General features: G+C 69.5%; 26 protein-coding genes. 17 read left to right on the top strand and 9 right to left on the bottom strand.

Features of this window, described 5'->3' with window-relative positions:
* Positions 1–18 precede the first annotated feature (18 nt).
* Complete coding sequence (locus ACFVAV_RS13220) at positions 19–1,032, bottom strand: 2Fe-2S iron-sulfur cluster-binding protein (RefSeq protein WP_379034413.1); 1,014 nt, start codon at positions 1,030–1,032, stop codon at positions 19–21.
* Positions 1,033–1,088: 56 nt separating this feature from the next.
* Between ACFVAV_RS13220 and ACFVAV_RS13215 the strand changes: the two genes are divergently transcribed.
* The 4 genes from ACFVAV_RS13215 to ACFVAV_RS13200 are packed head-to-tail and all read left to right on the top strand — an operon-like array spanning position 1,089 to position 5,234.
* Positions 1,089–2,519 carry a class I adenylate-forming enzyme family protein gene (locus ACFVAV_RS13215; protein ID WP_379034411.1) on the top strand — a complete coding sequence of 477 codons (1,431 nt, stop codon included), beginning with the start codon at positions 1,089–1,091 and terminating at the stop codon, positions 2,517–2,519.
* Positions 2,497–3,393: an acyl-CoA dehydrogenase family protein gene (locus ACFVAV_RS13210; protein ID WP_379034409.1), complete on the top strand. Its 897-nt coding sequence runs from the start codon at positions 2,497–2,499 to the stop codon at positions 3,391–3,393. The genes ACFVAV_RS13215 and ACFVAV_RS13210 overlap by 23 nt, the downstream gene beginning before the upstream one ends.
* Positions 3,380–4,468 (top strand): acyl-CoA dehydrogenase family protein, encoded by a 1,089-nt coding sequence (locus tag ACFVAV_RS13205; protein WP_379034407.1) that lies wholly within the window; start codon positions 3,380–3,382, stop codon positions 4,466–4,468. Before ACFVAV_RS13210 ends, ACFVAV_RS13205 begins: the two co-directional genes overlap by 14 nt.
* A 1-nt stretch (position 4,469) precedes the next feature.
* Positions 4,470–5,234, top strand: coding sequence for an enoyl-CoA hydratase/isomerase family protein (locus ACFVAV_RS13200; protein ID WP_379034406.1), 765 nt, complete (start codon positions 4,470–4,472; stop codon positions 5,232–5,234).
* Positions 5,235–5,309: 75 nt separating this feature from the next.
* Here the strand turns inward: ACFVAV_RS13200 and ACFVAV_RS13195 are convergent, their stop codons facing one another.
* Positions 5,310–6,074 (bottom strand): SDR family NAD(P)-dependent oxidoreductase, encoded by a 765-nt coding sequence (locus ACFVAV_RS13195; protein ID WP_355278194.1) that lies wholly within the window; start codon positions 6,072–6,074, stop codon positions 5,310–5,312.
* Between the two features lie 100 nt (positions 6,075–6,174).
* Between ACFVAV_RS13195 and ACFVAV_RS13190 the strand changes: the two genes are divergently transcribed.
* Complete coding sequence (locus ACFVAV_RS13190; protein ID WP_379034403.1) at positions 6,175–7,320, top strand: thiolase family protein; 1,146 nt, start codon at positions 6,175–6,177, stop codon at positions 7,318–7,320.
* 96 nt (positions 7,321–7,416) lie between these two features.
* On the opposite strand, the gene ACFVAV_RS13185 is transcribed toward ACFVAV_RS13190, so the two are convergent.
* Entirely contained in the window at positions 7,417–8,070 is a 654-nt protein-coding gene (locus ACFVAV_RS13185; RefSeq protein ID WP_379034401.1) for a TetR/AcrR family transcriptional regulator, read from the bottom strand.
* Positions 8,071–8,241: 171 nt separating this feature from the next.
* Here ACFVAV_RS13185 and ACFVAV_RS13180 point away from each other — a divergent pair, with 171 nt between their 5' ends.
* Positions 8,242–9,027 (top strand): enoyl-CoA hydratase, encoded by a 786-nt coding sequence (locus tag ACFVAV_RS13180; protein ID WP_379034399.1) that lies wholly within the window; start codon positions 8,242–8,244, stop codon positions 9,025–9,027.
* A 14-nt stretch (positions 9,028–9,041) separates the two neighbouring features.
* Complete coding sequence (locus ACFVAV_RS13175) at positions 9,042–9,536, top strand: hypothetical protein (protein WP_379034397.1); 495 nt, start codon at positions 9,042–9,044, stop codon at positions 9,534–9,536.
* A 59-nt stretch (positions 9,537–9,595) separates the two neighbouring features.
* On the opposite strand, the gene ACFVAV_RS13170 is transcribed toward ACFVAV_RS13175, so the two are convergent.
* Genes ACFVAV_RS13170 through ACFVAV_RS13145 form a run of 6 tightly spaced genes read right to left on the bottom strand, consistent with a single transcriptional unit; the run spans position 9,596 to position 14,788 of the window.
* Positions 9,596–10,447, bottom strand: a complete 852-nt coding sequence (locus ACFVAV_RS13170; protein ID WP_379034395.1) for an acyl-CoA dehydrogenase family protein — start codon at positions 10,445–10,447, stop codon at positions 9,596–9,598.
* Entirely contained in the window at positions 10,444–11,568 is a 1,125-nt protein-coding gene (locus tag ACFVAV_RS13165) for an acyl-CoA dehydrogenase family protein (protein ID WP_379034393.1), read from the bottom strand. The genes ACFVAV_RS13170 and ACFVAV_RS13165 overlap by 4 nt, the downstream gene beginning before the upstream one ends.
* Positions 11,565–11,981: a nuclear transport factor 2 family protein gene (locus tag ACFVAV_RS13160; RefSeq protein WP_379034390.1), complete on the bottom strand. Its 417-nt coding sequence runs from the start codon at positions 11,979–11,981 to the stop codon at positions 11,565–11,567. Before ACFVAV_RS13160 ends, ACFVAV_RS13165 begins: the two co-directional genes overlap by 4 nt.
* On the bottom strand, positions 11,968–13,185 hold the full coding sequence (locus tag ACFVAV_RS13155) for an amidohydrolase family protein (protein ID WP_379034388.1): 1,218 nt from the start codon (positions 13,183–13,185) through the stop codon (positions 11,968–11,970). The genes ACFVAV_RS13160 and ACFVAV_RS13155 overlap by 14 nt, the downstream gene beginning before the upstream one ends.
* Positions 13,186–13,188: 3 nt before the next feature.
* A complete protein-coding gene (locus ACFVAV_RS13150) occupies positions 13,189–13,536 on the bottom strand; it encodes a hypothetical protein (protein ID WP_379034386.1) in 348 nt (115 codons plus the stop codon).
* Positions 13,523–14,788: an aromatic ring-hydroxylating dioxygenase subunit alpha gene (locus tag ACFVAV_RS13145; RefSeq protein WP_379034384.1), complete on the bottom strand. Its 1,266-nt coding sequence runs from the start codon at positions 14,786–14,788 to the stop codon at positions 13,523–13,525. The genes ACFVAV_RS13150 and ACFVAV_RS13145 overlap by 14 nt, the downstream gene beginning before the upstream one ends.
* Before the next feature lie 233 nt (positions 14,789–15,021).
* Here ACFVAV_RS13145 and ACFVAV_RS13140 point away from each other — a divergent pair, with 233 nt between their 5' ends.
* From ACFVAV_RS13140 to ACFVAV_RS13095, 10 genes are all read left to right on the top strand, one after another.
* On the top strand, positions 15,022–16,401 hold the full coding sequence (locus tag ACFVAV_RS13140) for an ABC transporter substrate-binding protein (protein ID WP_379034382.1): 1,380 nt from the start codon (positions 15,022–15,024) through the stop codon (positions 16,399–16,401).
* 16 nt (positions 16,402–16,417) lie between these two features.
* Positions 16,418–18,541 (top strand): ABC transporter permease, encoded by a 2,124-nt coding sequence (locus ACFVAV_RS13135; RefSeq protein WP_379034380.1) that lies wholly within the window; start codon positions 16,418–16,420, stop codon positions 18,539–18,541.
* Positions 18,519–19,232: an ABC transporter ATP-binding protein gene (locus ACFVAV_RS13130; RefSeq protein ID WP_379034378.1), complete on the top strand. Its 714-nt coding sequence runs from the start codon at positions 18,519–18,521 to the stop codon at positions 19,230–19,232. The genes ACFVAV_RS13135 and ACFVAV_RS13130 overlap by 23 nt, the downstream gene beginning before the upstream one ends.
* Entirely contained in the window at positions 19,229–19,990 is a 762-nt protein-coding gene (locus ACFVAV_RS13125) for an ABC transporter ATP-binding protein (protein WP_379034376.1), read from the top strand. Before ACFVAV_RS13130 ends, ACFVAV_RS13125 begins: the two co-directional genes overlap by 4 nt.
* Positions 19,987–20,346 carry a hypothetical protein gene (locus ACFVAV_RS13120; RefSeq protein WP_379034374.1) on the top strand — a complete coding sequence of 120 codons (360 nt, stop codon included), beginning with the start codon at positions 19,987–19,989 and terminating at the stop codon, positions 20,344–20,346. Before ACFVAV_RS13125 ends, ACFVAV_RS13120 begins: the two co-directional genes overlap by 4 nt.
* Positions 20,347–20,377: 31 nt before the next feature.
* Positions 20,378–21,544 carry an acyl-CoA dehydrogenase family protein gene (locus ACFVAV_RS13115; RefSeq protein ID WP_379034569.1) on the top strand — a complete coding sequence of 389 codons (1,167 nt, stop codon included), beginning with the start codon at positions 20,378–20,380 and terminating at the stop codon, positions 21,542–21,544.
* Entirely contained in the window at positions 21,544–22,308 is a 765-nt protein-coding gene (locus ACFVAV_RS13110; protein WP_379034372.1) for an SDR family NAD(P)-dependent oxidoreductase, read from the top strand. Before ACFVAV_RS13115 ends, ACFVAV_RS13110 begins: the two co-directional genes overlap by 1 nt.
* On the top strand, positions 22,308–23,552 hold the full coding sequence (locus ACFVAV_RS13105; RefSeq protein WP_379034370.1) for a CaiB/BaiF CoA transferase family protein: 1,245 nt from the start codon (positions 22,308–22,310) through the stop codon (positions 23,550–23,552). The genes ACFVAV_RS13110 and ACFVAV_RS13105 overlap by 1 nt, the downstream gene beginning before the upstream one ends.
* 115 nt (positions 23,553–23,667) lie before the next feature.
* On the top strand, positions 23,668–24,504 hold the full coding sequence (locus ACFVAV_RS13100; protein WP_379034368.1) for an enoyl-CoA hydratase/isomerase family protein: 837 nt from the start codon (positions 23,668–23,670) through the stop codon (positions 24,502–24,504).
* Positions 24,505–24,506: 2 nt separating this feature from the next.
* Positions 24,507–25,649 (top strand): thiolase family protein, encoded by a 1,143-nt coding sequence (locus ACFVAV_RS13095; protein WP_379034366.1) that lies wholly within the window; start codon positions 24,507–24,509, stop codon positions 25,647–25,649.
* The last annotated feature ends 8 nt before the right edge of the window (positions 25,650–25,657 follow it).

Here is a 25,657-nt window from a genome sequence, read left to right as displayed (position 1 = left end):
CCTGGGCGCCACCGGAACTCACTCGTAGTCGACGGTGAGGTCGGCGGAGTCGGGCACCGCCTGGCAGGTCAGGACGTAGCCGTCGGCGACCTCGTCGTCGGCCAGCGCGTTGTTCTGCCGCATGGTCGCCCGGCCCGCGGTCACCTTGGCGATGCAGGTCGCGCAGTTGCCCTGTTCGCAGGAGAACGGCGGGGTGAGGCCGCCGCGGCGGGCGCTCTCCAGCAGCGTCTCCCCGTCCTTGCGGGGCACCGATCGTTTCTTGCCGTTCAGGATCACCGTGACGGTGCCACCCGAATCTGCCACTGCCGCAGTGTCTTCCATCGGGGGTTTGGGTCCGTCGGCGACGGGTGTGCCGAATCGCTCGCTGAACACCGCGCCCGGTCCGGGGAGTGCGCGCTCCACCAGTTCCATGAAGGCCTCGGGCCCGCAGATGTAGTGGTCGCCGGGCGCGTCCGCGCCGACGAAGGCGCGGACGGTCGCGGCGTCGAGGAATCCGCGCTCGCTGTCGAGGTGCCGGACCACCTCGAGCCGGTCCGGATAGCGGGCGACCAAGTCGGTGAGCGCGTCCGCGAACAGCATCGATGCCCGGTCGCGGTCCGCGCACAGGAGCCGGACCCGGCGCGTGGTGCTCGCCAGCGCCGCCTTGGTGAGCGACAGGATCGGGGTGATTCCGCTGCCGCCGCTGAAGCCGAGCAGTGCGACATCGGTGTCGCGCAGGCAGAACCGGCCCGCGGCCCTGGACAACTCCACTTCGTCGCCCTCGGCGAGGGTGTCGAGCAGCCAATTCGACACAGCGCCGCCGGGCACGCGTTTGACCGTGGTCATCAGCTCGGTATCGGTCTCCGGCGCGCTCGACATCGAGTACGAGCGGAACAGTTCGGCGCCGTCCACGGTGACCCGGAACGTGCAGAACTGCCCCGCCCGGTAGCTCAGCGGCCCGTCGTGCGGGGCGAGCACGAAGGTCCGCGCGTCCGGGCTCTCGGCCACCACCCGGGTCACGGTCGCTCGCAGATATGAAGAGAGTGTCGCCATGGACCGCGTCCTCCTGGTATGAAGATTCTATCGAAATGAGAATAGTATTCTCTCTCATGAGACGGGAACCTTCCAAGATGGCCGATACCGTGCCCAGCGCGCTCGTATTCGAGGATCGGGCCTACACCGCAGACGAACTCGGCGCCCTCGCGGCCGGGCTGGGCGGAGAGCTCACGGCCCGGGGTGTCCGGGTGGGAGACCGGGTGGCGCTGATGTCGTCGAACCGGCCCGAATTCGTCGTCGCGGTGCTGGCCGTGTGGCGGATCGGCGCCTGCGTCGTCCTGATCAGCCCGGCCTGGAAACAGGACGAGGTCGCGCACGCCGTGGCGCTCACCGCACCGGTCGCCGCGCTCGGCGACAGTCCGGTGCTGGGTGACCTGTTGCCGATGCGTCACCTCGACGACCCGATCGTCGCGTCGGAAGACCTTGCGGCCGAACCGGATCCGGCCGCGGACGCCGTCCTGGTGTTCAGCTCCGGCACGACCGGGATGCCGAAAGCGGTGCGGCACACATACGGTTCGCTCGCGGTGGCGGTGCGGCAGTGGACCGAGGTCCTCGGCCTCACCGGTGCCGACCGGATCCAGATCGCCACCCCGCCCTCACACATCCTGGGCCTGCTCAATATCGTCACCGCGCTGCGGGCCGGTGTGTGGATGCGGCTGCACCGGCGCTTCGACCTGAACACCATGCTGTCCTGCATCCAGCGCGACCGCATCACCATCGAGATGGCCGTCGCGCCGATCGCGATCGCCCTCGCCGCCCACCCCGAACTCGAACGCTACGACCTGAGTTCGCTGCGCTACATCATGTGGGGCGCCACCCCGGTGACGGCGAGCATCGCCGAAACGGTGACCGTGCGCACCGGGGTGCCGTGGCTGCCCGCCTACGGCGCCAGCGAACTGCCGGTCATCGCATGCAACCCGCTCGCGGGCGCGCGGCTGGACTCGGTCGGCAAGGCCGCGCCGGGCGTCGAGATCCGAGTGGTGGACCTCGACACCGGAAAACCGGTGGCGGCGGGGGAGACCGGCGAGATCCAGTGCCGGTCGACCTCGACGATGGCGGGCTACCTGCCTGCCGAGGCGACCGCGGACGCCTTCGACGGCCCGTGGTACCGCACCGGCGATGTCGGGCACGTCGACTCCGACGGCTGGATCCGGATCACCGACCGGGCCAAGGAGATGATCAAGGTGCGCGGCTTCCAGGTCGCGCCCGCCGAGATCGAGGCGGTGCTGCACGACCATCCGCTGGTCGCCGACTGCGCGGTGTTCGGCACGCCCGATCCCCACGACGGGGAGGCGGTGGTGGCCGCGGTCGCCGTGCTCGACACCGTCGCCGCCGACGAGCTGATCACGCTGGTCGGTGACCGCCTGGCCTCCTACAAGCGGCCCCGGCGCGTCGTTTTCGTACCCGAGATCCCGCGCCTGCCCTCGGGCAAGGTGCTCCGCCGAGTCCTCGAGGAGCGTCATGGACGTCCGACTGACCAGTGAGCAGCGTCAGCTGCGTGATGCCGCCGCCCGGCTGGCCGACGACCTCGGGCCCGGCTCGGTCGCCGATCTCGACGACGCGAACCGGCGGGAGCGACTCGAGAAGGCGGTCGATGTCGCGGGGTGGCGCTCCTTGCGCTCCGATGGCGCCTCCGGCGTCGAAGTCGCCTTGGTCGCTGAGGAATTCGCGCGGGGACTCGTCGACGTCGCGTTCCTGGGGCCGGTCCTGGCCGATGACCTGCGCGGGGCTGCCGAGGGGCGATGGACGATCGGCGTCGACGGCCGTGCGGTCGATGCGGCGGGCCGCGACCGGGTGCTGCTGCTCGACGACCGGCAGCTCTACGCCGCCGAGGTCGGTGCCCGGCTGTCCGGCGCCGACCTCACCCGGACGGCCGCGGACACCGGCAGTGCGCGGGAACTGCTCGGCGAGCTGTCGCCGGAACAACTCGTCCAGTGGCGGGCACTGGCCGTCACCACGACCACCGCGGATCTGCTCGGCGCGGCACGCGGCACACACCGGCTGGCGGTGGATTACGCGAAAGTTCGCGCGCAGTACGGCCACCCCATCGGCACCTATCAGGCGGTGGCGCACCTGCTCGCCGAAAGCCTGGCGCTGATCGAGGGTTCGATCAGCGTGCTGCGCTACGCGGCCTGGTCGGTGGACGAGCTGGCGCCCGCCGAGGCATTGCGCGCGGCCCGGATCGCCAAGGTCTACACCGCACGAGCCGCCCGCACGGTGTGCGAGACCTCGATTCAGGTGCACGGCGGCATCGGCAACACCTGGGAATGCCTGGCGCACGTCTACCTGCGCCGGGTGCTGACCTCGACCGAACTGTTCGCAACACGTCTGGAGGACATCGACCGTGGACTATCGTGATTCGCCGGACGAAGCCGCCTTCCGCGCCCGGTTGCGGGACTGGCTGGCCGGCGCGGCCGCGTCCTTCCCCTCCTCCGGCGACGAGTACTGGGCCCGCGCGGGGGACTGGCATCGGGCCCTGTACGGCGCGGGCTTCTTCGGCCTGTCCTGGCCGAAGGAGTTCGGTGGACACGCGCTGGCACCGGTCTACGACGTCATCCTGGACGAAGAGCTGACCAGGGCCGGTGCGCCCGCCCGCCCCAGCCTCGGCTATCTGGTCCACGGGCTGGGCAGGCACGCGAGTCCCGCACTGCAACAATGCTTTCTGCCCGGCATGATCGACGGCTCGCAGCGGTGGTGTCAGGGCTTCAGCGAGCCGGACGCGGGTTCGGATCTGGCCTCCCTCCGCACGACGGCCACCCGCGACGGCGACGACTACGTGCTGCACGGCCACAAGATCTGGACCAGCTACTCCGATGTCGCCGATTGGTGCCTGCTGCTCGCCCGCACAGACCCGGACGCCCCACGGCACAAAGGCATTTCGGGATTCATCGTCTCGATGCACCAGCCGGGGGTCGAGCAGCGGCCACTGCGGATGATCAGCGGGGTCACCCGCGAGTTCGGGCAGGTCCGGTTCGACGGCGCCCGGGTCCCCGCCGACCGGATGGTGGGCGCTCCCGGCGACGGCTGGAAGCTCGCCATGACGGTGGTCGGGCACGAACGCGAACCGGCCACACTGGGTTTCGCGGCCCGCTACGCGAAGACGGTACGGCAGCTCGAGTCCCGGGTCGACGGCCGGATTCCCGACGAACTCGCCTGGGCGGCAGTCGAATCGGAGATGCTGCGGCTGCATGTGCGACGCCGGCTCTCCGAGCAGCTCGACGGGCTCGTGCACGGCCCGGACGGTTCCCTCGACAAGCTGCTGATGACCTGGGTGGAGCAATCGGTCGGCCACGCGGCGCTCGCGGTGGCTGGCACCGCCGACGACGACATGTTCGGCAGCTACCTCTACAGCCGCGCCCAGAGCGTGATGGGCGGAACGTCGCAGATCCAGAAGAACATCATCGCCACCCGAATCCTCGAGCTAGGAGCCTGACATGTACGACCTGCCCCCCGAGATCCTCGTCGAGGCCGACGGCCCGCTGCGGATCATCACGCTCAACCGGCCCGACGCGCTCAACGCCGTCGACGACGCGCTGCACTCCGGCCTGGCCGCGCTGTGGCCCAGGCTCGCCGCCGACCGCTCGGCCAGGGCCGCGGTGCTCACCGGGGCGGGCTCGGCGTTCTCCGCCGGCGGGGACTTCGCCTACCTGGCCGAACTCGCCCACGATGCCGAGCTGCGCGCGAAGACCATCGCGCACGGCCGCGAGATCGTGCTCGGCATGGTGCGGTGCCGGGTGCCGGTGATCGCCGCGGTCAACGGTCCCGCCGTCGGGCTCGGCTGCAGCCTGGTGGCTTTGAGCGATATCGCCTACATCGCCGAGGACGCCTATCTCAAGGACCCGCATGTGCAGGTCGGCCTGGTGGCCGCCGACGGTGGTCCGCTCAGCTGGCCGCTGCACACCAGTCTGCTGCTGGCCAAGGAGTACGCCCTGACCGGCGCCAAGATCACGGCCGAACGGGCGCGCGAGATGGGGCTGGTGAATCATGTGGTGGCCGATCCGCTCGCCGAGGCGATGGCCTGTGCCAAGCGGGTCGCCGAACTGCCCCAGCAGGCCGCGGAAAGCACCAAGCGGCTGCTGAATCTGCATCTCGAGCGGGCCGTGCTGGCCACTCTCGACTACGCGACCACCGCGGAGGACCTCTCGTTCCAGACCGAAGCCTTCCGCACGGTGATCACCCGCCTCACCGCCGGGAAGTAGCGGGGCTCAGCACGCATCGGCATCAACAGCGAGGGGGACCCGGAACCATCCGGGTCCCTTCGCTGCCGTGTGCCGCTAGCGCGGCGGGAAACGCAGCGCACCGTCGAGGCGGATGACTTCGCCGTTGAGATAGTCGTTCTCGACGATCGCGGTGGCCAGTTTGGCGTATTCGTCGGAGCGTCCCATCCGCTTGGGGAACGGCACCTGCGGACCCCAGTACCCCTCGAGCTGGTCGGCCGCCTTGCCGTAGGCGGGGGTGTTGACGGTGCCGGGCGCGATGGTGACCACCCGGATGCCCAGGGGGGAGAGGTCGCGGGCGGCGACGAGGGTCATCGCGGCGACGCCGCCCTTGGCGGCGGCGTAGGGGAGCTGCCCGATCTGGCCTTCGAACGCGGCGATGGAGGACGTGTTCACGATGACGCCGCGCGCGCCCTCGTCCAGCGGTTCGGTGGTCGCCATCGCCTCGGCGGACAGGCGCAGCACGTTGAACACGGCGGTCAGATAGAACTCGATGGTGGTGCGGAAGCCGGCCAGCTCCAGTGGCGAGCCGTCCTTGCCGATGAGCCTGCCGCCCGTCGCGGGGCCGCCGTGGGTGTCGACCGAGATCCGCAGCGGTCCCAGCGATTGCGCCTCCGCGACCGCCGCGCGCACCGAATCCTCCTGGGTGGCATCGGTATGCACGTAGCGGATGCCGAGTTCGTCGACCAGCTCCTTGCCCTTGTCGTCGGCGACGTCGGCGACGACGACCTTCGCGCCCGCGGCGTGCAGCCGCCGCACGGTCGCCTCGCCGAGGCCGCCGGTGCCGCCGACGACGAGTGCGGAACTTCCACTGATCTGCATAGCGCGATCCCTCCTTGTGAATACCAATCTCAATGAGAGAGAATACTATTCTCATCAGGACACGTCAGCCCATTGCGGGCAATCCACCGAGGAGGCCCTCATGCCCGAAGCCGTCATCGTTTCCGCCCTGCGAACGCCGATCGGCACCGCCCGCAAGGGCACCTTGCGCGACACCACCGCCTTCGACCTCGCCCACCACGTGGTCAGCGCGGTCGCCGGGGAACTCGACACCGACCGGATCGATGACGTGATCCTCGGTGAGGGCCGTTACGGCGGCGGTGTTCTCGCGCGACATGCCGCCGTCACCGCCGGCCTGACCGCGGTGCCGGGCCTGGCCCAGAACCGGCACTGTGCCGCGGGGATGGCCGCCGTGCAGTCGGCGGCGGCGAGCATCAGGTCGGGGATGGACGAGCTGGTGATCGCCGGTGGCGTGAACAGTGATTCGACCGCACCGCGCGCGCGGTTCAAGGTCGGCGCGGACGAATGGATCGACCCGTGGGTCTCGCCCAGTCACCCCGACCGCCCGGACGCCCCGGCCCTCGACATGTCGATCACCGTCGGCTGGAATACCGCGGTGCGGGCCGGGCTCACCCGGGACGACCTGGACCGGTGGGCCTTCCGCTCCCATCGCAACGCGATCACCGCCATCGACGAAAGTCTGTTCAAGGACGAGATCCTCCCCGTCGAGACCCCGCACGGGCTCTTCGACGTCGACGAGCACCCACGCCGCGACACCAGCCTGGAGCGGCTGGCCTCGCTGAAGGTGCTGCACCCCGAGATCGACGGCTTCTCGATCACCGCGGGCAACGCGTCCGGCGCCAACGACGGCGCCGCGGCGCTGGCGATCGCCTCCGATCGGCTCGGGCTGCCCGCGCTCGGCTACATCCGGGGCTGGGCGTCAGTCGGCGTCGACCCGGCCGACACCGGGCTGGCGCCGATCGAGGCGATCACGAAAGCCGCGCGCCGGGCCGGGATTTCGCTCGGCTCGGTGCGGCTGATCGAGATCAACGAGGCGTTCACCTCGGTGCCGCTCGCGGCGATCCGGGCGCTGGACCTGAACCCGGAGATCGTGAACTACAGCGGCAGTGGCTGCTCGCTCGGCCATCCGGTGGCGGCGACCGGGGCCAGGATGATCGTCACCATGGTCCACGAATTGCGCCGTCGCGGCGGCGGATTCGGCATCGCCGCGCTGTGTGCCGGTGGCGGGATGGGATCGGCGACGGTGATCGAGGTGCCTACCGTCTGAGCGGTGCCGAGAAAAGGGGAACCGGCAGGTCGGTGGTGACCTGCCGGTTCTCGTGGTGTGTTCGAGGGGGCAACGCGGCCGCGGAGGGCCGGAGACTCAGGCGCGAGCGAACCCGTGCGCGCAGAAGTTCCAGACCTCGGTGGCCGTGATCGGATGCTGGGTCTCCTCGTCGACCGCGCCGGTGGACTGCGCGGTGAACATGACGGTTTGCATCACCATGGCCGCGGCACGGCGGGTGTTCATGTCGGCGGTGATCTCGCCCGCTTCCTTGGCGAGGTCCATCAGCTCGGTGAACAGTGCCAGCACCGGTGCGTGCGCGACCTTGACGTGCCCGGGATGGGACACGAGCAGTTGCGGCGCGAAATCGGTGAACAGCGGGCGCTGGGCCGCGGGATCAGGACGACACAGCTCGAACAGCAATTCGACGGTGACCTGGAGCTTGTCCATCGGGTCGGTCTGCCCGTCCGCGGCCGCGCGCAACTGTTCGGAGGTGCGCGACAGCGCGTCCTCGAACAGAGCGAGCAGCAGTTCGTGCTTGCCGTCGAACTGCAGGTAGAAGCTGCGCAGCGACTGGCGGGAGCGGTCGACGACCTCCTGCACGGTGAAGTCGGTGCTGCCCTTTTCCGTGATGATGGCCTGCGCGGCGTCGAGGAATCGCTGTACCCGCTCCTCGGCGCGCAGGGTCGCCGTGCGTAGCGATCGTTCGACCGCGCGCTGTTTCCAGGCCGGCTTCTCGCTCGGGCTGGTCACGGGCACCTCGATCCCCGGTCATGCGAAGAGAACATGAATGCACTGTACCGGAGAACCTCGTTTAACTGTGTAGCCATGTGCGGCATGTCGCAACAGTCGAGAGACTGTTACTTCCAATCATGAGAATGCTATTCTCGTCAGATCGCATCCCGCCCGGCAAGGAGCATCGATTTGTACATCCGCTACGAAGTCGCCGATCGCATCGCGACGATCACCCTCGACCGGCCGGACGCCGCCAATGCACAGAACGGTGAGCTGCTCGACGAGCTGGACGCCGCCTGGATGCGCGCCGCCGGATCGGCCGACGTCGCGGTCATCGTGCTCAGGGCCGAGGGCAAGCACTTCTCGGCCGGGCACGACCTGAAGGACAGGTCGTGGCCGGATCCGAGCTCGATCACCCTGGACCGGATCTACGAGCTGGAATCGCGCCGCTACCTGGAGTATTCGCTGCGGTGGCGCAATGTGCCCAAGCCGTCCATCGCGGCGGTGCAGGGCCGGTGTATCGCGGGCGGGCTGCTGCTGTGCTGGCCGTGCGATCTGATCGTCGCCGCCGAGGACGCCCTCTTCTCCGATCCGGTGGTCCTGATGGGCATCGGCGGCGTCGAATACCACGGCCACACCTGGGAACTCGGTGCGCGCAAGGCCAAGGAAATCCTGTTCACCGGACGCCCGGTGACGGCCGAGGAGGCCCAGCAGGTGGGCATGGTGAACACGGTCGTCCCGCGCGCCGAACTCGACGAGCACACCCGGCAGCTGGCCGCCCGGATCGCGGCGATGCCGGCGTTCGGTCTGCGGCAGGCCAAGCGGGCGGTCAACCAGACCCTGGATGTGCAGGGCTTCTACGCGGCCATCCAGTCGGTCTTCGACATCCATCAGACGGGACACGGAAACGCGTTGAGCGTCAACGGATATCCGATCCTGATCGACATGGACGAAATGAAAGCGAACATCAAGTGAGACAAGGAAGTTTCATGCGCACATCCCTGTTCCGCACCACCGCGGTCTGTTGCGGTGTCGTCCTCGCCACCGCACTCACCGGCTGTGGCTCCGACGACGAGGCCGACGCGGCAGCGTCCACGTCCGCCGCCGCGACCAGCAGCACTGCCCCGGCGACGGCCGACGCCGCCACCACGCAGGCCATCACCCGGACCTACACGACCTTCTTCGACGGCTCCAAGCCGGCGACCGAGCGGGCCGCGCTGGTGGAGAGCGGTGACGCCTTCCTGGCGATCCTGCAGGCCCAGGCCCAGAATCCACAGTCCGCGGGTACCTCGGTCACCGTGGCCACGGTGAAGGTCACCGGCGCAGGCACCGCCGACGTCGGCTACACGCTACTGATGGGCGGTAACCCGGTGCTGCCGGATCAGACCGGGCAGGCGGTGAAGCAGGGCGACACCTGGAAGGTCGCCGCGACCACGTTCTGCGCGCTGCTGGCCATCCAGGGCGGGACCTCGACGGCCTGCTGAGCGCGCGCGATCGCCCGGTACCGCATCGGTACCGGGCGATCGTCGTGTCGTGGCGCGGGTCAGAGGTCGGCGAGCCGGGTGGCCGTGCCGGACAGCCGGATCGCCGCGCCCGCCTCGCGGGTGAGTTCACGCGCGCTGCCGAGCAGGCCGTCCAGGACCAGGGACCGGCGGACATGCCGGTGCAGCGCGTGCTCGGCGGTGAAACCGATGCCGCCCAGCACCTGCTGACAGTGCCGGGCGGCGGTGCGGGCCGCCTGTCCGGCGGCCGCTTTGGCCAGCAGGGCGGCCGGGGCGCGGTGCTCGGCGCGGGTGGGGTCGAGGGCGGCCTCGTCGGCGACGGTCAGTGCCGCCTCGGCGCCGTCGAGCGCCACCAGGGTCTCGGCGAGGCGATGCCGCACCGCCTGGAACGCGGCGAGTGGGCGGCCGAACTGGGCCCGGTCCAGTGCGTGCGTGCGGGCCAGCGTCAGCATGGCGTGCCCGGTGCCCAGCAACCACCAGCCCAGCACGCGCCTGCCCTCGGCGAGGGGGTGCGCGGCCGGCGGGACACCTGGCGCCGCGCGGTAGAGCGGGAGCTCGTCGTCGACCGAATCACCGTGTGGCGCAATCGAATGCGGATCGTGTCGGGCCCACCGTACCCAGCGCCCGCCCGCGAAGGGCAGGACCGCGGTGTCCGCCCCGGCGTGGGCGAGCACGTCGAGTACCAGTGGCGCGTGCGCGCCGGTCTCACCGAGCAGCCGGAACAGGACCGGACCGGTGAGTTCGGGTGCCGCCGTGAGGATCTCGGGCCAGCCGAGTTCGGCCAGCGCGGTGTCCAGCGCGTGGCCGGTGCGGCCGGACATGGCATGGCGGAGCGAGCCGGTGAGCAGGGCGCGCTCGGCCGGGTCGAGTCCTGGGTGTTCGGGCACGGTCATTCCTTCCCGAGATCGAGGAGCCTGCGAGCGATGATGTTGCGCTGGATCTCGGCGGTGCCGCCGTAGATCGTCGCCGCCCGGGAGTAGAGGAACTCGGTGCGCCACGGGCCGTCGTCGAGCTCGACCGCACCCGGCAGGAGATCGCGCGCGAGGTCGAACAATTGCTGTTCGGCGCCGGCGAGCAGCACCTTGTCGATCGAGGTCTCCGGGCCGAGCCGGGCGCCCTCGGCGAGGCGGCGCTGGGTGCCCAGCGACCGGCAGCGCGCGGTGTGCAGGGCGACGTAGGCCGCGCCGAGTGCGTCGTCGTCCTGATCATCGACCTGCGCGAGGACCCGGTCGAGGCGGGTGAACAGGTAGGCGATCCGGTGCCAGAAGCAGGTGGACCGTTCGTGTGGCAGCAGATCCATCGCGATCCGCCAGCCGTCGCCGGGCGTGCCCAGCATCCGGTCGTCGGGAACCACCACATCGTCGAAGAACACCTCGGCGAACTCGTCCACGCCGTGCATGGTCCTCAACGGGCGCACCGTGATTCCCGGGGTGTCCATGTCGACGAAGAACGCGGTGATCCCGTCGTGGCCCGGCCCGGTCCGGGTGAGCAGGACACAGCGGGCCGCGTACTGCGCGAGACTGGTCCACACCTTCTGGCCGGAGATCACCCAGTCCCGGCCGCGCGGTGTCGCCGTGGTGCTGAGTGAGGCGAGATCGCTGCCGGAGCCGGGCTCGGAGAACCCCTGGCACCACTGCTCACGGCCGGAGAGCAGCGGCGGCACCATCTGCGCGGCCAGCGCGGGCGACGCGTAGGAGATCATCGTCGGCGCCAGGACCTCGATCATCGACCAGATACCCGGCTCGGCCAGATCGCGGGTCGCGACCTCCTCACCCAGGACGGCGCGCAGCGCGGCGGGCCCGCCGAGACCACCGATCCGGGCGGGCCAGCCGTAGCGCATCCAGTCCGCGTCGAACAGCGCCCGCCGCACCCGCAGCAGCTGGGCGACGTGGCCGTCCAGGGATTCGTCGCGTGCCGGCGTCAGGTCGTTGACGTCGAGCCATGCGCGCAGACGGTTCCGGAACTCGGAGATCTCATGCAGGACAGGCACTTCCGGGCCGGTGTCGACCCTCATGGCCGGGAACGCTCGAACGCGTGCGGGATGCCGGAATCGTGGTCGCCGTTGCGGCGGATGAACGTCATCCGCCGGGTTCGCAGCCGCCAGCCGTCGTCGGTGCGCACAAGCGTGTCGGTGTAGTAGCCGATGCGCAAGTCGTGGGTGCTGTGGTCGACGAAGCACAGCGGCTGCGTGCCGGTCGCGTTGTCACCGTCGATCTCCAGCGCTGGTGTGCCGGTGAGGAACAGCCCTTTCGGTGCGGCGGCGACGAGGTCGGGGAACAGGTCGAGGGTGTAGGTGTCGCCGAAGGCGCTGTAGGTGCCGTCGGGGGTGAACACCGCGAGCACCCCGTCGATGTCGCCCTGGGTGATGGTCACCGCGTAGCGGGCGAGCACCTGCTGGATCTCGAGCAGGTCGTCACTTCTGGACATGAATTCTTCCGCCTTTCATCACGAATCGCACGTCCCTGGTGCAGGTGATGTCCGCCAGGGGATCACCGGGGACGGCGATGACATCGGCCAGCAGCCCGGGCGCCAGCCGGCCGCGGTCGGTGACGCCGATCAGCTCCGCGGCCCGCACGGTGGCCGCGCGGACCACGTCGATCGGTGCCAGGCCCCGCTCGACCAGGGCGACGAGTTCGTCGGCGTTGCGGCCGTGCGGAATCGCGGGCGCGTCGGTGCCCACCGCGATCCGGACGCCGGCCCGGTAGGCGGCCAGCACCGAGGTGCGGGCCTTGGGGAACATCTCGGCCGCCTTGGCCTGCAAGGCCGGATCGGCCTTGGAGACGTCCATGGCATCGGCCAGCCGGGTCGTGGGCACCAGCCAGGTGCCGTGCTCGACCATCAGCGCGATGGCCTCGTCGTCGATGAGGAAACCGTGCTCGATGCAGTCGATCCCGGCGGCCACCGCGTGCTTGACCGCGTCGGCCCCGTGCGTGTGCGCGGCGACCCGCAGCCCGCGACGATGGGCCTCGTCCACGATCGCGCGCAGTTCCTCGTCCGAATAGTGTTGTGCGCCGGGCGCTCCGGTGAGCGACATGACCCCGCCGGAGACACAGATCTTGATCAGCTGCGCACCGTGCTTGATCTGGTAGCGCACCGCCTTGCGGACCTCGTCGACGCCGTTGGCGATCCCTTCCTCGATCGTCAGCTGCAGCACATCCGGGGCGAAGGCCGCGAACATGGTCGGGTCGAGGTGTCCGCCGGTCGGGGTGATCGCATGGCCCGCAGGCACGATGCGGGGTCCCTCGATCCAGCCCTCATCGATCGCCTTGCCCAGCGCGACATCGAGCAGATACCCGCCGGTCTTGACGAACAGGCCGAGGTTGCGGACGGTGGTGAACCCGGCCCGCAGGGTGCGGCGGGCATTGCCCACCGCACGCAACACCCGCAGGGCCGGATCGTCTTTCACGCTGGAGGCGAGCCCGGTCTCCCCGCGCCCGCCCATCAGCAGATTGACTTCCATGTCCATCAGTCCGGGCAGCAGGACGAGGTCGCCGAGTTCGACGACCTCGCCCTCGACCTCACCGCCGACACCGGTGATCCGGTCGTCCTCGACCCGCAGGATGCCCGGCCGGACGATCTCGCCGGTGTCGACATCGAGGAGACCGGCGGCTCGCAGCGTGCGCGTCGTCATCGGCTACACCACCGGTTCGCGCACGACATCCAGGTAGGCCGCACCCGAATCGGGCACCCGCGCCTGCTTCCAGACCTCGATCGGGAACGACACCATCACCAGCGACTGCAGCAGATGGAAAAGGTGACGTCCCTCCTCCGGCAGATCGTGCCACTCGTACTTGCCGTCGATGAAGTCCAGCGCGGGCTGCATGCGCGGGAACACCGCGTCGTAGAGCTCCTGCATCTGTTCCATCGTCGAGGCCAGCCGCTTGGCGTAGCGCTCGGGTTCGGTCGCCAGGATCCAGTCGCCGAAGCGCTCCAGGTCGGCGAACTCGGCGGGCAGCGCCTTGGTCGAATCAGTGCTTGCCATCGCGGTACTCCTTGACGATCTTCTGGGCGGTGGTGTGCAGGTGGCGGAGCAGGATCTCCTGATCGTTGAGCGGGAAGTCGGTGACCTCGCGGGTGGCGATCATGGTCTGGGTGGCCTCGAGGGTGTTCGCGTCCTGGAGCGCGTACTCCTTGAAGGTGACCGCGGCCAGCTCCTGGGCGAGGCGCTCGCGCGCGTTCTTCGCGGGCACGAAGTACAGGTTCGCCTCGAAGATGTGGCGGTCCACCGCGGTCGGCCAGTAGTGGTAGGTCAGGAACCAGCCCGGCGCCCAGAACAGCAGGGAGAAGTTCGGGAAGATCTCGAATTCGTCCACGCCCCAGGCCTTGTGGCCTGCCGGGTTGAGGCCGGGCGGCAGCGGATCGAGGCCCTCGATGTCGGGGCGGTCCCACGGCCCGAACAGACCGCTGCGCAGTTCGCGCTCGAGGGGCTTGACCATCATCGGGTCCTTCGGCGGCGCCATGCCGCCCCAGGAGGACACCATCGAGTGCGGGGCGTCGATCTCGTAGTGCAGTGCCTCGAAGCCGGTGCCGATGAGCTTGTCTGCCTCGTCCTTGACCGCCTGCTTCTGGTGCAGCACCGGCGCGTGGTAGAACTCGGCGAAGGCGTCGATGAACAGCTTCCAGTTCGAGCCGATCTCGGCCTTGTAGCTGTAGACCTCGCTCATCTCCGCGAACGGATAGCCTTCCAGGCCCTTCATCATCGGGCCCAGATACTCGGTCAGGGGCGCCGCGGCCTCGTCGAGGTTGACGAAGACGAAGCCTTCCCAGATCTCGCAGCGCACCGGCTTGAGCCCGAACTCGCTCTTGTCCAGGTCGAAGAACTCGCCTTCCTGCTGGACGAAGGTCAGCTCGCCGTCGAGGCCGTAGCGCCAGGCGTGGTACTTGCAGGTGAACTGCCGGCAGGTACCGGCGGTCTCCTGGTTGGGGTAGTCGTCCCAGACCAGCTTGTTGCCGCGGTGACGGCAGATGTTGTGGAAGGCGCGGACCACGCCCTCCTTGTCCTTGACGATGATCAGCGACGTGCCCACGCAGGCGAGCTCTTTGGTGAAGTAGCTGCCGACTTTGGGCAGCTTGTCGACCCGGCCGACATTGAGCCAGGTCTTGCGGAAGATCGCCTGGCGCTCGTCCTCGTAGAAGGCGGGGTCGATCGAATCCGTGTAGTCCACCGGGGCGGTGCCCAGCTCGGGATAGTTCTGCGTCCAGCTCCCTGCCGCCGGCTTGGTGAAGTGTGCCAAGGGACTCCCTCTCGTGAGAATATGATTCTCCAAAACTGACTACCAGATTTCCATGCAGGTCGGGCGCTGTCAAACGCGACTTCGGCCGCCCGGTGCGAGCGTCGAGTCGGCCGCCCCGGCCGACCTGGAAGATTCATACTCTCCGGAAACTCGATATTGATTATCCGATTCTGAGAAGATAGTTTCCGTTGCAGCGGGCGCCATGCCGCCGCTGCTCACGGAGGAGGAATACGGTGAAACCACAGCGAACAGTCATCGCCCTGATGGCGGTCGCTCTCCTGGTGGCGGGGTGCGGCCGGGAGAGCGGAGCGCGCGAAGACGGTGCGGGCGGTCCGGCGCCTGCCGCGTCCGGCGACTTCGGCACGCTCAGCGATGTCTGCACGCCGGGCACGCCGGGCAGCGCGCAGGCCCAGGGCGTGACAGCGACCGAGATCGAGGTCGGTGTCTTCTCCGACATCGGCTTCACCAAGAATCCCGACTTCGTCGACGCGGCCAAGGTTTTCACGTCGTGGTGCAACGCGGCGGGTGGAATCAACGGCCGCAAGATCGTCACCAACCTGCGCGACACCAAACTCATGGAGGTCCGCCAGCGCATGCTCGAGGCCTGCCGGGAGGACTTCGTCCTGGTCGGCGGCAGCGCCGCGCTCGACGGTCTCGGCGTCAAGGACCGGCTCGAATGTCTGCTGCCGGAGTTCCCGGCGCAGGTCTCCCAGACCGCCAACACCGGTTCGGACCTGCAGCTGGGCGCGGGCTCGTCGATGTCGGAGAACGTGAATCCCTATACGGGATTCCAGGATTGGCTGATCAACGAGGCCTTCCCCGGGTCCAAGAGCGCCATCGGCATGATCAACGGCGACTCGCCGATCACCAAGGTCATGGGCGACAAGCTCACCGAGTCGCTCACCGCGGCAGGAGCGAAGATCGCCTACAGCGACCTGTACCCGATCTCGGGTGTCTCGGACTGGACGCCCTACGCCCAGGCCATCAAGGCGGCCGGGGTGAAAGGCCTGATCTTCTACGGTGACTTCCGCTACCTGGCGAAGCTCCAGGATGTGCTGACCAGCATGAACTACAAGCTGGACTGGATCGACGCCAACGCCAACTCCTACAACCAGGTGTTCCTGGACTCGGCGAAGAGCTCACTCGGACAGCAGAACAACGTGCTCGACATGAGCGGCACCGCCCCGCTGGACGCGGCCGACCGGGTGCCCGCGGTGCAGCAGGTGAAGGACCTCTTCCAGCAGTACGCCCCCGGCAGTGCCATCACCTTCCAGGTGCTGCGCGCCTTTCAGTCCTGGCTGTTGTTCGCGAAGTCGGCCACCGCCTGTGGTGCCGATCTGACTCGCGCCTGCGTCTACAAGACCGCGGCCGCCGAGACCGCCTGGACCGCAGGCGGTTTGCAGGCGCCGGTCGACCTGTCCAAGCCGCTGGCCGATCAGACCCGCTGCTTCAACGTGCAGCAGGCGGGTCCGGGCGGGTGGAAGTCCGCGCAGTTCTCGCCGAACACCGACGGGCTCTACCGCTGCGGCTTCACCCCGTACCGGTACAAGGCGGACTTCGGTCAGCCGATGACCCTGGCCTGGGTGAACAAGAGTCTCGCGGATCTGAAGTGACGGAGCGCGTCCGCTGATGGAGCAATTCCTCGCCTTCGGCATCGTCGGCCTCAGTACCGCCGCGATCTACGCCGTGATCGGCAGCGGCCTGGTACTCACCTACACCACCACCGGGGTGTTCAACTTCGCGCACGGTGCCGCGGGCATGGTCTCGGCCTTCGTCTACTGGCAGTTGTCGGTGGGCTGGGGCTGGCCGGTTCCGCTCGCGCTGGCCGCGGTGCTGCTCGTCTTCGCCCCGGCCTTCGGTCTGTTCTTCGGCTGGACCCTCGCTCCCACCCAGGGTTTGGGCGACGCCGAGAAATTGGTGATGACCATCGCGCTGCTCAGCGGGTTGATCGTGCTGGCGCGCTGGATCTGGAATCCGAACGAGTCGCGGTCGCTGCCGCGCTTCTTCCCCGACCAGCCGTCGCTCGATCTGGGCGTGGTGACGTTGACCTGGCACCAGGCCCTGACCATCGCGGTCGCGATCGCGGTGGCGGTCGCGCTGCGAATCCTGCTGTACCGCACTCGAACCGGGGTGGAGATGCGGGCCACGGTCGACGACCGCGCCCTGGTGGGGCTCACCGGCGCCGACCCGCAGCGGGCCAACCGGATCGCCTGGATCCTCGGCATCGAGCTGGCCGCGATCGGCGGCATCCTGATCGCGCCGATGGTCACGCTGGACGCGGCGCAACTGTCGCTGCTGATCGTGAGTGCCTACACCGCGGCCATTTTCGGGCGGCTGCGCAATCTGCCGATGGTGTTCGCCGGCGCGGTGGTCGTCGGCCTGCTGGAGAGCTACCTGACCGGGTACCTGCCGCAGAACGAATACCTGCCGGGGCTGCGGCTCGCCGCGCCCGCGCTGCTGCTGTTCGTCGCGCTGCTGCTGTTCCCGCACGGCCGGTTACGCGGGCGCGACCGGCGGGTGGGCGCGGTGCCGCTGCCCACCCTCGGCGGCTCGGCGGTCTTCGCGGCGGTGATCATCACGCTGGGGTTGATGCTGGCGACGATGCTCAGTGAGCCGGATCTGATCACCTACGGCGCCATGTTCGCCTGGGGCGTCATCGCGCTGTCGTATGTGCCGCTGCTCGGGTTCGCGGGACAGATCTCGCTGTGCCAGCTCGGTCTGGCTGGTATCGGCGCGGTGGCCTACGGGCATCTGGGACCGGACGGTCAGTGGTGGGCGCTGCTCGCGGCCATGGGTATCGCGGGACTGGTCGGTGCGGTGATCGCGATTCCGGCACTGCGGCTTTCGGGTGTCTACCTGGCGCTGGCCACCGCGGCCTTCGCGGTCGTGCTCGACCGCTGGATCTTCACACTGCCCGCCTTCGAGGTGTTCGGCGTGCGGATCGCGCTGTTCGATCAGGGCTCGGTGTCGATCGCCGGACCGGACCTGTTCGGGCTGAAGGTGGAGACCACCGCCGGGATCACCGTGTTCGCCGCGGTCTGCCTCGCACTGGCCGGTCTCGGCGTCGCGCTGTTGCGGCGCAGCAGGTTCGGCAGGCGGCTGATCGCCCTGCGCGACAGCGAGGCCGCCTACGCGACCCTCGGCGGCAGCCTGCTGCTGGCGCGGGTGGCGGTGTTCGCGCTCTCGGCGGCCATCGCCGGGCTGGGCGGCGCGCTGTACGGGATGCAGGTGCAGGCCGTGGCGCCGGACCAGTTCAACCTGGTGGCCGGGCTGCCGATCTTCCTGATCGTCACCATCGCCGGGCTCGGCGCGGTCGGGGCCGGCATGTTCACCGGCTTGGTGTTCGCGGGTCCGCTGAACGTGATTCCGGTGCTGTGGCCCGGCCTGCTGAATCTCTCGCAGGTGCTGCCCTCGCTGGGCGGCATCCTCTTCGGCGGGGGCGTGCTGAAGGACGGCGCGATCACACCGTTGCGCCGCGAGTGGTTCCCGATGCTGCGCGACCGGGTGGTGGCGCCACTGCTGGTGGGCGTCGTGCTCGCGCTGTGGGGCCTGCGGCTGCTCGCGGCGATCGACGGCTGGGCCTTCACCGGCGGTGTCGTCGTCGCGATCGTGGCAGCCCGGATCTGGAGCTCGGTGCGGAACCGGCCCGCGGCCGATCCGTCGGTGGTGCCGGTCGAATGGTGGGGCATCCGGCGGCCCTGGACACCCGAGGACGAGGAGGTGCTCGACCGTGCCGTCACTACTGGAAGTTGACGATGTCACCGTCGTGTTCGGCGGAAACCGGGCACTGGACGCCGCCACGCTGCGCGCCGAAGCCGGCGCGATCACCGGCTTGATCGGCCCCAACGGCGCGGGCAAGAGCACGCTGTTCGACGTGATCTGCGGGCTGCGCACTCCGGTGCGCGGACGGGTGCGCCTCGGCGGTCGCGACATCACCCGTGCCGGACCCGCCCGCCGGGCCAGGCACGGCATGGCACGCACCTTCCAGCGGCTCGAACTGTTCGGCCGGCTCAGCGTGCGCGACAACCTCCTGGTAGCCGCCGAACTCGGGCCGGACCGGCGCCGGGCCGGACAGGTCGTCGACGACATCATCGACCGGTTCGGCCTGTCCACGGTCGCGGATGCCTGCGCCGACGAATTGCCCACCGGCACCGGACGACTGGTCGAAGTGGGCCGGGCGGTCGCCGCCCGGCCGAGCGTGATCCTGCTCGACGAACCCGCCGCCGGCCAGGACCACACCGAAACCGAGCGCTTCGGAGAACTGCTGCGCTCGCTCGCCGAGCAGGGCACCGCGGTGCTGCTGGTGGAACACGACATGGGCCTGGTGATGAACGTGTGCGACGCGGTGTACGTCCTCGACCTCGGCCGGGTGATCGCCTCCGGTCCGCCCGCGACGATCCGCTCGGACGAGGCCGTCCTGGCTGCCTACCTGGGGGACCTGTGACCACCGTGCATCCGGCCACCGCGGTGGTCCCGGCCGAGACCACCGGCCCGGCGCCCCTGCTGGCGCTGCGGGGCGTCCGCGCCGCCTACGGCGCCATCACCGTGTTGCACGGCGTGGATCTCGAGGTCGCGGCCGGCCGGGTCGTCGCGCTGCTCGGGCCCAACGGCGCGGGCAAGACGACGGCACTGAACGTGGTGGCGGGCACCCATCCGGTGACGGCGGGCAGCCTGGAGCTGGGCGGACGCGACGTCACCGGCGCGATGGCCCGCGATCTGGCGGGCGCCGGGGTCTGCCTGATCCCGGAAGGCCGCGGCGTGTTCCCCAATCTCACTGTGCGCGAGAACCTGTGGATGATGACCTGCACCGGCCGCACCCGCGCACAGATCGAGGAGATCGCCTTCGACCGGTTCCCGATCCTGCGCACCCGCGCCGGCCAGGTGGCAGGCACCATGTCCGGCGGCGAACAGCAGATGCTGGCGCTGGCCAGGGGACTGGCCACCGACCCGGCGGTGCTGCTGCTCGACGAATTGTCCATGGGCCTGGCGCCGCTGGTGGTCGAGCGGCTCTACGAGCAGGTCGCCGAGATCGCCCGCCAGGGCGTGGCGGTGCTCGTGGTCGAGCAATTCGCCGCCGCCGTCCTCGACATCGCCGATCACGCGGCCGTCCTGGTGCGCGGACGCATCGTGCGCCAAGGACATCCGGACAGCGGACTCCGCAACGAATTGGCCGCCCTCTATCTAGGAAGTGACCCATCATGACCGAATCCCGTGCGGACCGTTTCGCCCGAGACCTGCGAGAACTCAAGATTCCCGACCCGTCGGCCGGCCGTTCCGGACTGTGGCTGCGCACCGGCGTGGTGCTCATGGTGGCCGGGCCGGTGCTCGCCGCGCTGGCCTACCTGATCTCCCACGGCACCACCGATCCGCTGGCCCAGCGCGACGCCATCGTGCTGGCACTGGGCGGGGTGGCCGCCGCCGTCACCGGTGCCGCGGTGTTCCTGCGCTATTCGCTGACCAACTTCCTGCGGTTCTGGCTGGCCCGGCAGGCCTACGAGCTGGACGGGCTCGCCGACCGGGCGATCCGGGAGCCGGTCCCGTCCGGATCGTCCGACTGAGGAGAGCGGAGACCGAACAATGCCCGAAGGCATGCATTTCGACCTGTCCGAGGACCAGGAGCTGATCCGCTCCTCGGTCGCCCAGCTGTGCCGCAAATTCGACGACCAGTACTGGCTCGAACACGACCGGGACCACGAATTCCCCACCGAGTTCTACCGGGCGATCGCGAGCGGCGGCTGGCTCGGCATCACCATCCCCGAGGAATACGGCGGGCACGGCCTCGGCATCACCGAGGCCACCCTGCTGGCCGAGGAGGTGTCGCGCTCCGGCGGCGGGATGAACGCCGCGAGCTCGATCCACATGTCCATCTTCGGGATGCAGCCGGTGGTGGTGCACGGCTCCGAGGAACTCAAGCAGCGCACCCTGCCGCGCATCGCCGCCGGTGACCTGCACGTGTGCTTCGGCGTCACCGAACCCGGTGCGGGACTGGACACTCCGCGCATCACCACCTCGGCCCGCCGCGACGGCGACCACTACGTGGTGAACGGCCGCAAGGTGTGGATCTCCAAGGCGCTCGAGTCGGAGAAGATCCTGCTGCTGACCCGGACCACGCCCTACGACGAGGTCGAGAAGAAGACCGACGGCATGACCCTGTTCCTGACGGACCTGGACCGCGCCCACGTCGACATCCGCCCGATCGCCAAGATGGGCCGCAACGCGGTGAGCTCGAACGAGCTGTTCATCGACGATCTGCGGGTGCCGGTCGAGGACCGGGTCGGCGAGGAAGGACAGGGCTTCCGCTACCTGCTGGACGGACTCAACCCCGAACGCATGCTGATCGCGGCCGAGGCGCTGGGCCTGGGCCGGGTGGCCCTGGACCGGGCAGTGCGCTACGCCAAGGAACGCGTCGTCTTCGACCGCCCGATCGGCAGCAATCAGGGCATCCAGTTCCCCCTGGCCGACTCGCTGGCTCGTCTCGACGCGGCCGAGCTGGTCCTGCGCAAGGCGACCTGGCGCTACGACAACGGGAAATCCTGTGGGCGCGAGGCGAACACGGCCAAGTACCTGTGCGCCGACGCCGGCTTCACCGCGGCCGATCGCGCCCTGCAGACCCACGGCGGGATGGGATACGCGGAGGAGTACCACGTCTCGCGCTACTTCCGGGAGTCACGGGTGATGCGGATCGCGCCGGTCAGCCAGGAAATGATCTTGAACTTTCTGGGCACACACGCCCTGGGACTGCCGAGGAGTTACTGATGGCACCGCAGACACTGTTCGACCTTACCGGGCGTTCCGCGCTGGTGACCGGGGCGGCGGGTGGCATCGGTGCCGCAGTCGCCCATGCCCTCGCCACGGCGGGCGCCGCAGTGCTGGTGACCGATCTGGACGGTGCGGCCGCGGCCGCCGTCGCGGAGAAGATCACCGGAAATGGCGGCACCGCCGCGAGTTTCGCCTTCGATGTCACCGACGCCGACGCGGCGGCCGAAGCCGCCGAGCGGGCGGCCGCCCTGGCCGGCGGCGCGCTGCACATCCTGGTCAACAATGCCGGGGTGACCGCACCGGCGATGCTGAACAAGACCACCGGGGAGTCGGTGCGGCGCCTGTTCGACATCCACGCCCTCGGGGCGATCCAGTGTGTCCAGGCGGCACTGGAGTACCTGCCCACCGACGGCACCGGGCGGATCATCAATGTCACCTCCGCGGCCGGGATTGTCGGCACGCTCGGCCAGGTGAACTACTCCGCGGCCAAAGCCGCGGTCGTCGGCATCACCAAGTCGATGGCGAAAGAGCTGGCGCGCAAGCAGATCCTGGTCAACGCGGTGGCCCCGCTGGCCGCGACCACGATGACGCACGCCATCCGCACCGACGACCGGTTCGCGCCACAGATGCTGGACCGGATCCTGTTGCGCCGCTGGGCCGAACCGGACGAGGTGGCGGGCGCGTTCGTCTTCCTGGCCTCCGATGCCGCCTCCTTCGTCACCGGGCAGGTGCTGCCGGTGGACGGCGGCACGGTGATCTGATGACACCGGTCGACCCACCCGCGGCCGCGCCGCTGGCCGGGATCACCGTGATCGCGCTGGAACAGGCCGTCTCGGCGCCCATGTGTACGAGGGTGCTAGCTGATTTCGGTGCGCGGGTGATCAAAGTCGAGAACCCGGTGGGCGGTGATTTCGCCCGGCATTACGACGATGTCGTGCTCGGACAGGCCGCGCATTTCGTCTGGGTGAACCGGGGCAAGGAATCGGTCGCCATTGATCTGAAAACGGTTGGGGGGCTGGATATTCTGCATCGGTTGCTGAGCAGCGCCGATGTGCTGGTGTCCAATCTGGCGCCGGGCGCCACCGCCCGGCTCGGTCTGTCACCCGAGGAGCTCGCCGCACGGTATCCCTCGCTCGTGGCCGTCGAGATCGACGGGTTCGGCCGGGACGGGCCGTTGTCACACAAACGCGCCTACGACCTGCTGGCGCAGGCCGAGGCTGGGGTCTGCGCGGTCACCGGGACCGCCGGGTCGCCCGCCAAACCCGGTCCGCCGGTGGCGGATGCGACCACCGGGCTCTACGCCGCACTCTCGATCGTCACCGCCCTGTACCGCCGCGACGTCACGCGCGGCGTCGAGAAGGCCGGCGCGAGTATCGGTCTCAGCCTGTTCGACACGATGGCTGAGCTGATGGGCTACCACCTCACCTACGCCCGGCACGCCGGGGTGGATCAGGAACCGCTCGGCATGAGCTCACCCGCGGTCGCCCCGTACGGCGCCTACCCGACCGCCGACGGCCACACCGTCGTCCTCGGCACCACCAACGACCGCGAATGGCAGCGCCTGGCGACGACCATCCTGCAACGCCCCGACCTGGCCGCCGACAACCGATTTCGCACCAACACCGGCCGCACCCGCCACCGCGCCGAACTCGACGCCGCCATCACCGCCTGGTGCACCCGCCACGACCTGGCCGACATCCAGCGCATCGCCGACGAGGCGGGCATCGGCAACGCCCGCTACAACCGCCCCAGCGAAGTCGTCGCCCACCCGCAACTGTCACAGCGCGACCGCTGGCGCGACATCGACACCCCCGCAGGCCCCATCCCGTCGCTGCTGCCACCCGCGGTGATCGCCGACTACGAGCCACCGATGGGCCCGGTGCCCGCCCTCGGCGCCGATACCGACCGCCTGCTCAGCGAAATAGGCTGCACCGCAGGGGAAATCGAACTGTGGCGCAGCACAGCTGTGATCGGCGGCCCGGTCCCCACCGAGGCCGTGACATGACCGCCGAAGCAATCCCGGGGCGGCGCCGACACCGCAGCTCTGGGAGTGTCGCCCCGATCGGGCGAGGTGCTGGTGCCTGTGCGCTGGTCGGGTCGCAGCGTGGCACGGGGGCATCATGACCGATGCCAACTCCGCCGCCCCCGTTCTCCTGGTCGCCGACCGCGACGGCGTACGCACGCTGACCCTGAACCGTCCGCATCGGCGCAATGCCATCGACGCCGAACTCTTCGGTGCACTGGCCGAGGCGTTGCGTGCGGTCGCGACCGATCGCGGTGTGCGGGCTCTGGTCCTCACCGGGGCGGGCAGCGCGTTCTGTTCCGGCGCCGATATCTCGGTGCCCGACAATGCGCATCCGATCTATCGCATGCGTCCGCTCGCCGAGGTGGCGACGTTGCTGCACGAACTGCCGCTGCCGACGGTCGCCAAGGTCACCGGGCCCGCGATCGGTGCCGGGTGGAATCTGGCGCTCGGCTGCGATCTGGTGGTCGCGACCCCGGAATCGACCTTCGCGCAGGTGTTCACGGCCCGTGGGCTCACTCTCGACCTGGGCGGTTCGTGGCTGCTGCCCCGGCTGGTGGGGATGCAGCAGGCCAAGCGGCTGACGCTACTGGCCGACACCATCTCTGCGGGTGAAGCACACGAACTGGGGTTGGTCACCTGGGTACGCCTCGCGGACGAGATCGACGCGTTCACCGACGATCTCGCCGACCGGCTGGCCGCGGGCCCGCCGGTCGCGCTGGCCCAGACCAAAGCGCTGCTGCACGAAGGCGCCGACATCACCCTGCGCCAAGCGCTCGCCGCCGAGTCCCGTGCGCAGGGGCTGAACTTCGCCACCGCCGACGCGCCGGAAGCCTTCTCCGCGTTCGCCGCACGGCGCGAGCCACGCTTCACCGGGCGGTGGACGGTGCAACGTCCACCGATCCGTCCCACGAGCTCCGAGAACGGGAGATAGGCATGCCCGAGGTAGTCATCGCCGGCGCGGTCCGCACCGCGGTCGGCAAACGCAACGGCGGTCTGGCCGGGGTGCACCCGGCGGACCTGTCCGCCCGCGTGCTCACCGCTCTGGCCGAACGCACCGGCCTCGATCCGGTTGTCGTCGACGACGTGGTGTGGGGCTGTGTCTCCCAGGTGGGCGACCAGTCGAGCAATATCGGCCGGTACGCGGTCCTGGCCGCGGGCTGGCCGGAGAGCGTGCCCGGCACGACGGTGAACCGCGCCTGCGGTTCCAGTCAGCAGGCCGTCGACTTCGCAGCCCAGGCGGTCATGTCGGGGATGGCCGAGGTCGTGGTGGCAGGCGGGGTCGAGGTGATGAGTCGGGTGCCGCTGGGTGCCGCCAAAGCCGGTGGCGCGCCGTACGGTCCGCAGGCGCTGGCCCGCTACGACGGCTTCTCCTTCAACCAGGGCGTCTCGGCCGAACTCATCGCCGAGAAGTGGGGCCTGGACCGTACCCGCCTTGACGAGTTCTCGGTGCTTTCCCACGAACGCGCTGCCGCCGCCCAGGATACGGGCGCTTTCACCGAGCAGATCGTGCCCGTGGCCACCGACGACGGTGTGATCGAGGTCGACGAGGGCATCCGGCGGGGGAGCAGCGTGGCGAAGCTGGCGAAGCTGAAGCCGGCCTTCCGTGACGACGGAGTCATCCACGCGGGCAACTCTTCCCAGATCTCCGACGGCGCCGCCGCGCTGGTGCTCACCACCCCGGCGAAGGCGCGCGAACTGGGACTCACCCCACTGGCCCGCTATCTGGCGGGCGCGGTGGCCGGTTCGGACCCGGTCCTCATGCTGACCGGCCCGATCCCGGCCACCGAGAAGGTACTGCGCCGCGCCGGGCTCGCGCTGTCCGAGATCGGGGTGTACGAGGTGAACGAGGCCTTCGCGCCGGTGCCGCTGGCCTGGCTGGCCGAGACCGGCGCCGACCCTGCCCGGCTCAACCCGCTGGGCGGGGCGATCGCGCTCGGACACCCGCTCGGCGGATCGGGCGTGGTCCTGCTGACCCGCATGCTGCATCACATGCGCGACAACGGGATTCGCTACGGCCTGCAAACCATGTGCGAAGGCGGCGGCACCGCCAACGCCACCGTCGTCGAGCTCGTCTGAGACCGGGA

This window comes from Nocardia sp. NPDC057663 (assembly GCF_042799895.1).
In the GTDB taxonomy this organism is placed as follows: domain Bacteria; phylum Actinomycetota; class Actinomycetes; order Mycobacteriales; family Mycobacteriaceae; genus Nocardia.
This window is presented reverse-complemented; position numbering and strand designations above follow the sequence as displayed.

Coding starts and splice junctions, on each gene's coding strand:
- ACFVAV_RS13190 (WP_379034403.1), top strand. CDS start 6,175: ATGCCCGAAGCCGTCATCGTTTCCGCCCTGCGAACGCCGATCGGCACC.
- ACFVAV_RS13165 (WP_379034393.1), bottom strand. CDS start 11,568: ATGAGGGTCGACACCGGCCCGGAAGTGCCTGTCCTGCATGAGATCTCC.
- ACFVAV_RS13110 (WP_379034372.1), top strand. CDS start 21,544: ATGGCACCGCAGACACTGTTCGACCTTACCGGGCGTTCCGCGCTGGTG.
- ACFVAV_RS13105 (WP_379034370.1), top strand. CDS start 22,308: ATGACACCGGTCGACCCACCCGCGGCCGCGCCGCTGGCCGGGATCACC.
- ACFVAV_RS13120 (WP_379034374.1), top strand. CDS start 19,987: ATGACCGAATCCCGTGCGGACCGTTTCGCCCGAGACCTGCGAGAACTC.
- ACFVAV_RS13115 (WP_379034569.1), top strand. CDS start 20,378: ATGCATTTCGACCTGTCCGAGGACCAGGAGCTGATCCGCTCCTCGGTC.
- ACFVAV_RS13195 (WP_355278194.1), bottom strand. CDS start 6,074: ATGCAGATCAGTGGAAGTTCCGCACTCGTCGTCGGCGGCACCGGCGGC.
- ACFVAV_RS13160 (WP_379034390.1), bottom strand. CDS start 11,981: ATGTCCAGAAGTGACGACCTGCTCGAGATCCAGCAGGTGCTCGCCCGC.
- ACFVAV_RS13175 (WP_379034397.1), top strand. CDS start 9,042: ATGCGCACATCCCTGTTCCGCACCACCGCGGTCTGTTGCGGTGTCGTC.
- ACFVAV_RS13215 (WP_379034411.1), top strand. CDS start 1,089: ATGAGACGGGAACCTTCCAAGATGGCCGATACCGTGCCCAGCGCGCTC.
- ACFVAV_RS13150 (WP_379034386.1), bottom strand. CDS start 13,536: ATGGCAAGCACTGATTCGACCAAGGCGCTGCCCGCCGAGTTCGCCGAC.
- ACFVAV_RS13100 (WP_379034368.1), top strand. CDS start 23,668: ATGACCGATGCCAACTCCGCCGCCCCCGTTCTCCTGGTCGCCGACCGC.
- ACFVAV_RS13220 (WP_379034413.1), bottom strand. CDS start 1,032: ATGGCGACACTCTCTTCATATCTGCGAGCGACCGTGACCCGGGTGGTG.
- ACFVAV_RS13200 (WP_379034406.1), top strand. CDS start 4,470: ATGTACGACCTGCCCCCCGAGATCCTCGTCGAGGCCGACGGCCCGCTG.
- ACFVAV_RS13135 (WP_379034380.1), top strand. CDS start 16,418: ATGGAGCAATTCCTCGCCTTCGGCATCGTCGGCCTCAGTACCGCCGCG.
- ACFVAV_RS13095 (WP_379034366.1), top strand. CDS start 24,507: ATGCCCGAGGTAGTCATCGCCGGCGCGGTCCGCACCGCGGTCGGCAAA.
- ACFVAV_RS13210 (WP_379034409.1), top strand. CDS start 2,497: ATGGACGTCCGACTGACCAGTGAGCAGCGTCAGCTGCGTGATGCCGCC.
- ACFVAV_RS13170 (WP_379034395.1), bottom strand. CDS start 10,447: ATGACCGTGCCCGAACACCCAGGACTCGACCCGGCCGAGCGCGCCCTG.
- ACFVAV_RS13155 (WP_379034388.1), bottom strand. CDS start 13,185: ATGACGACGCGCACGCTGCGAGCCGCCGGTCTCCTCGATGTCGACACC.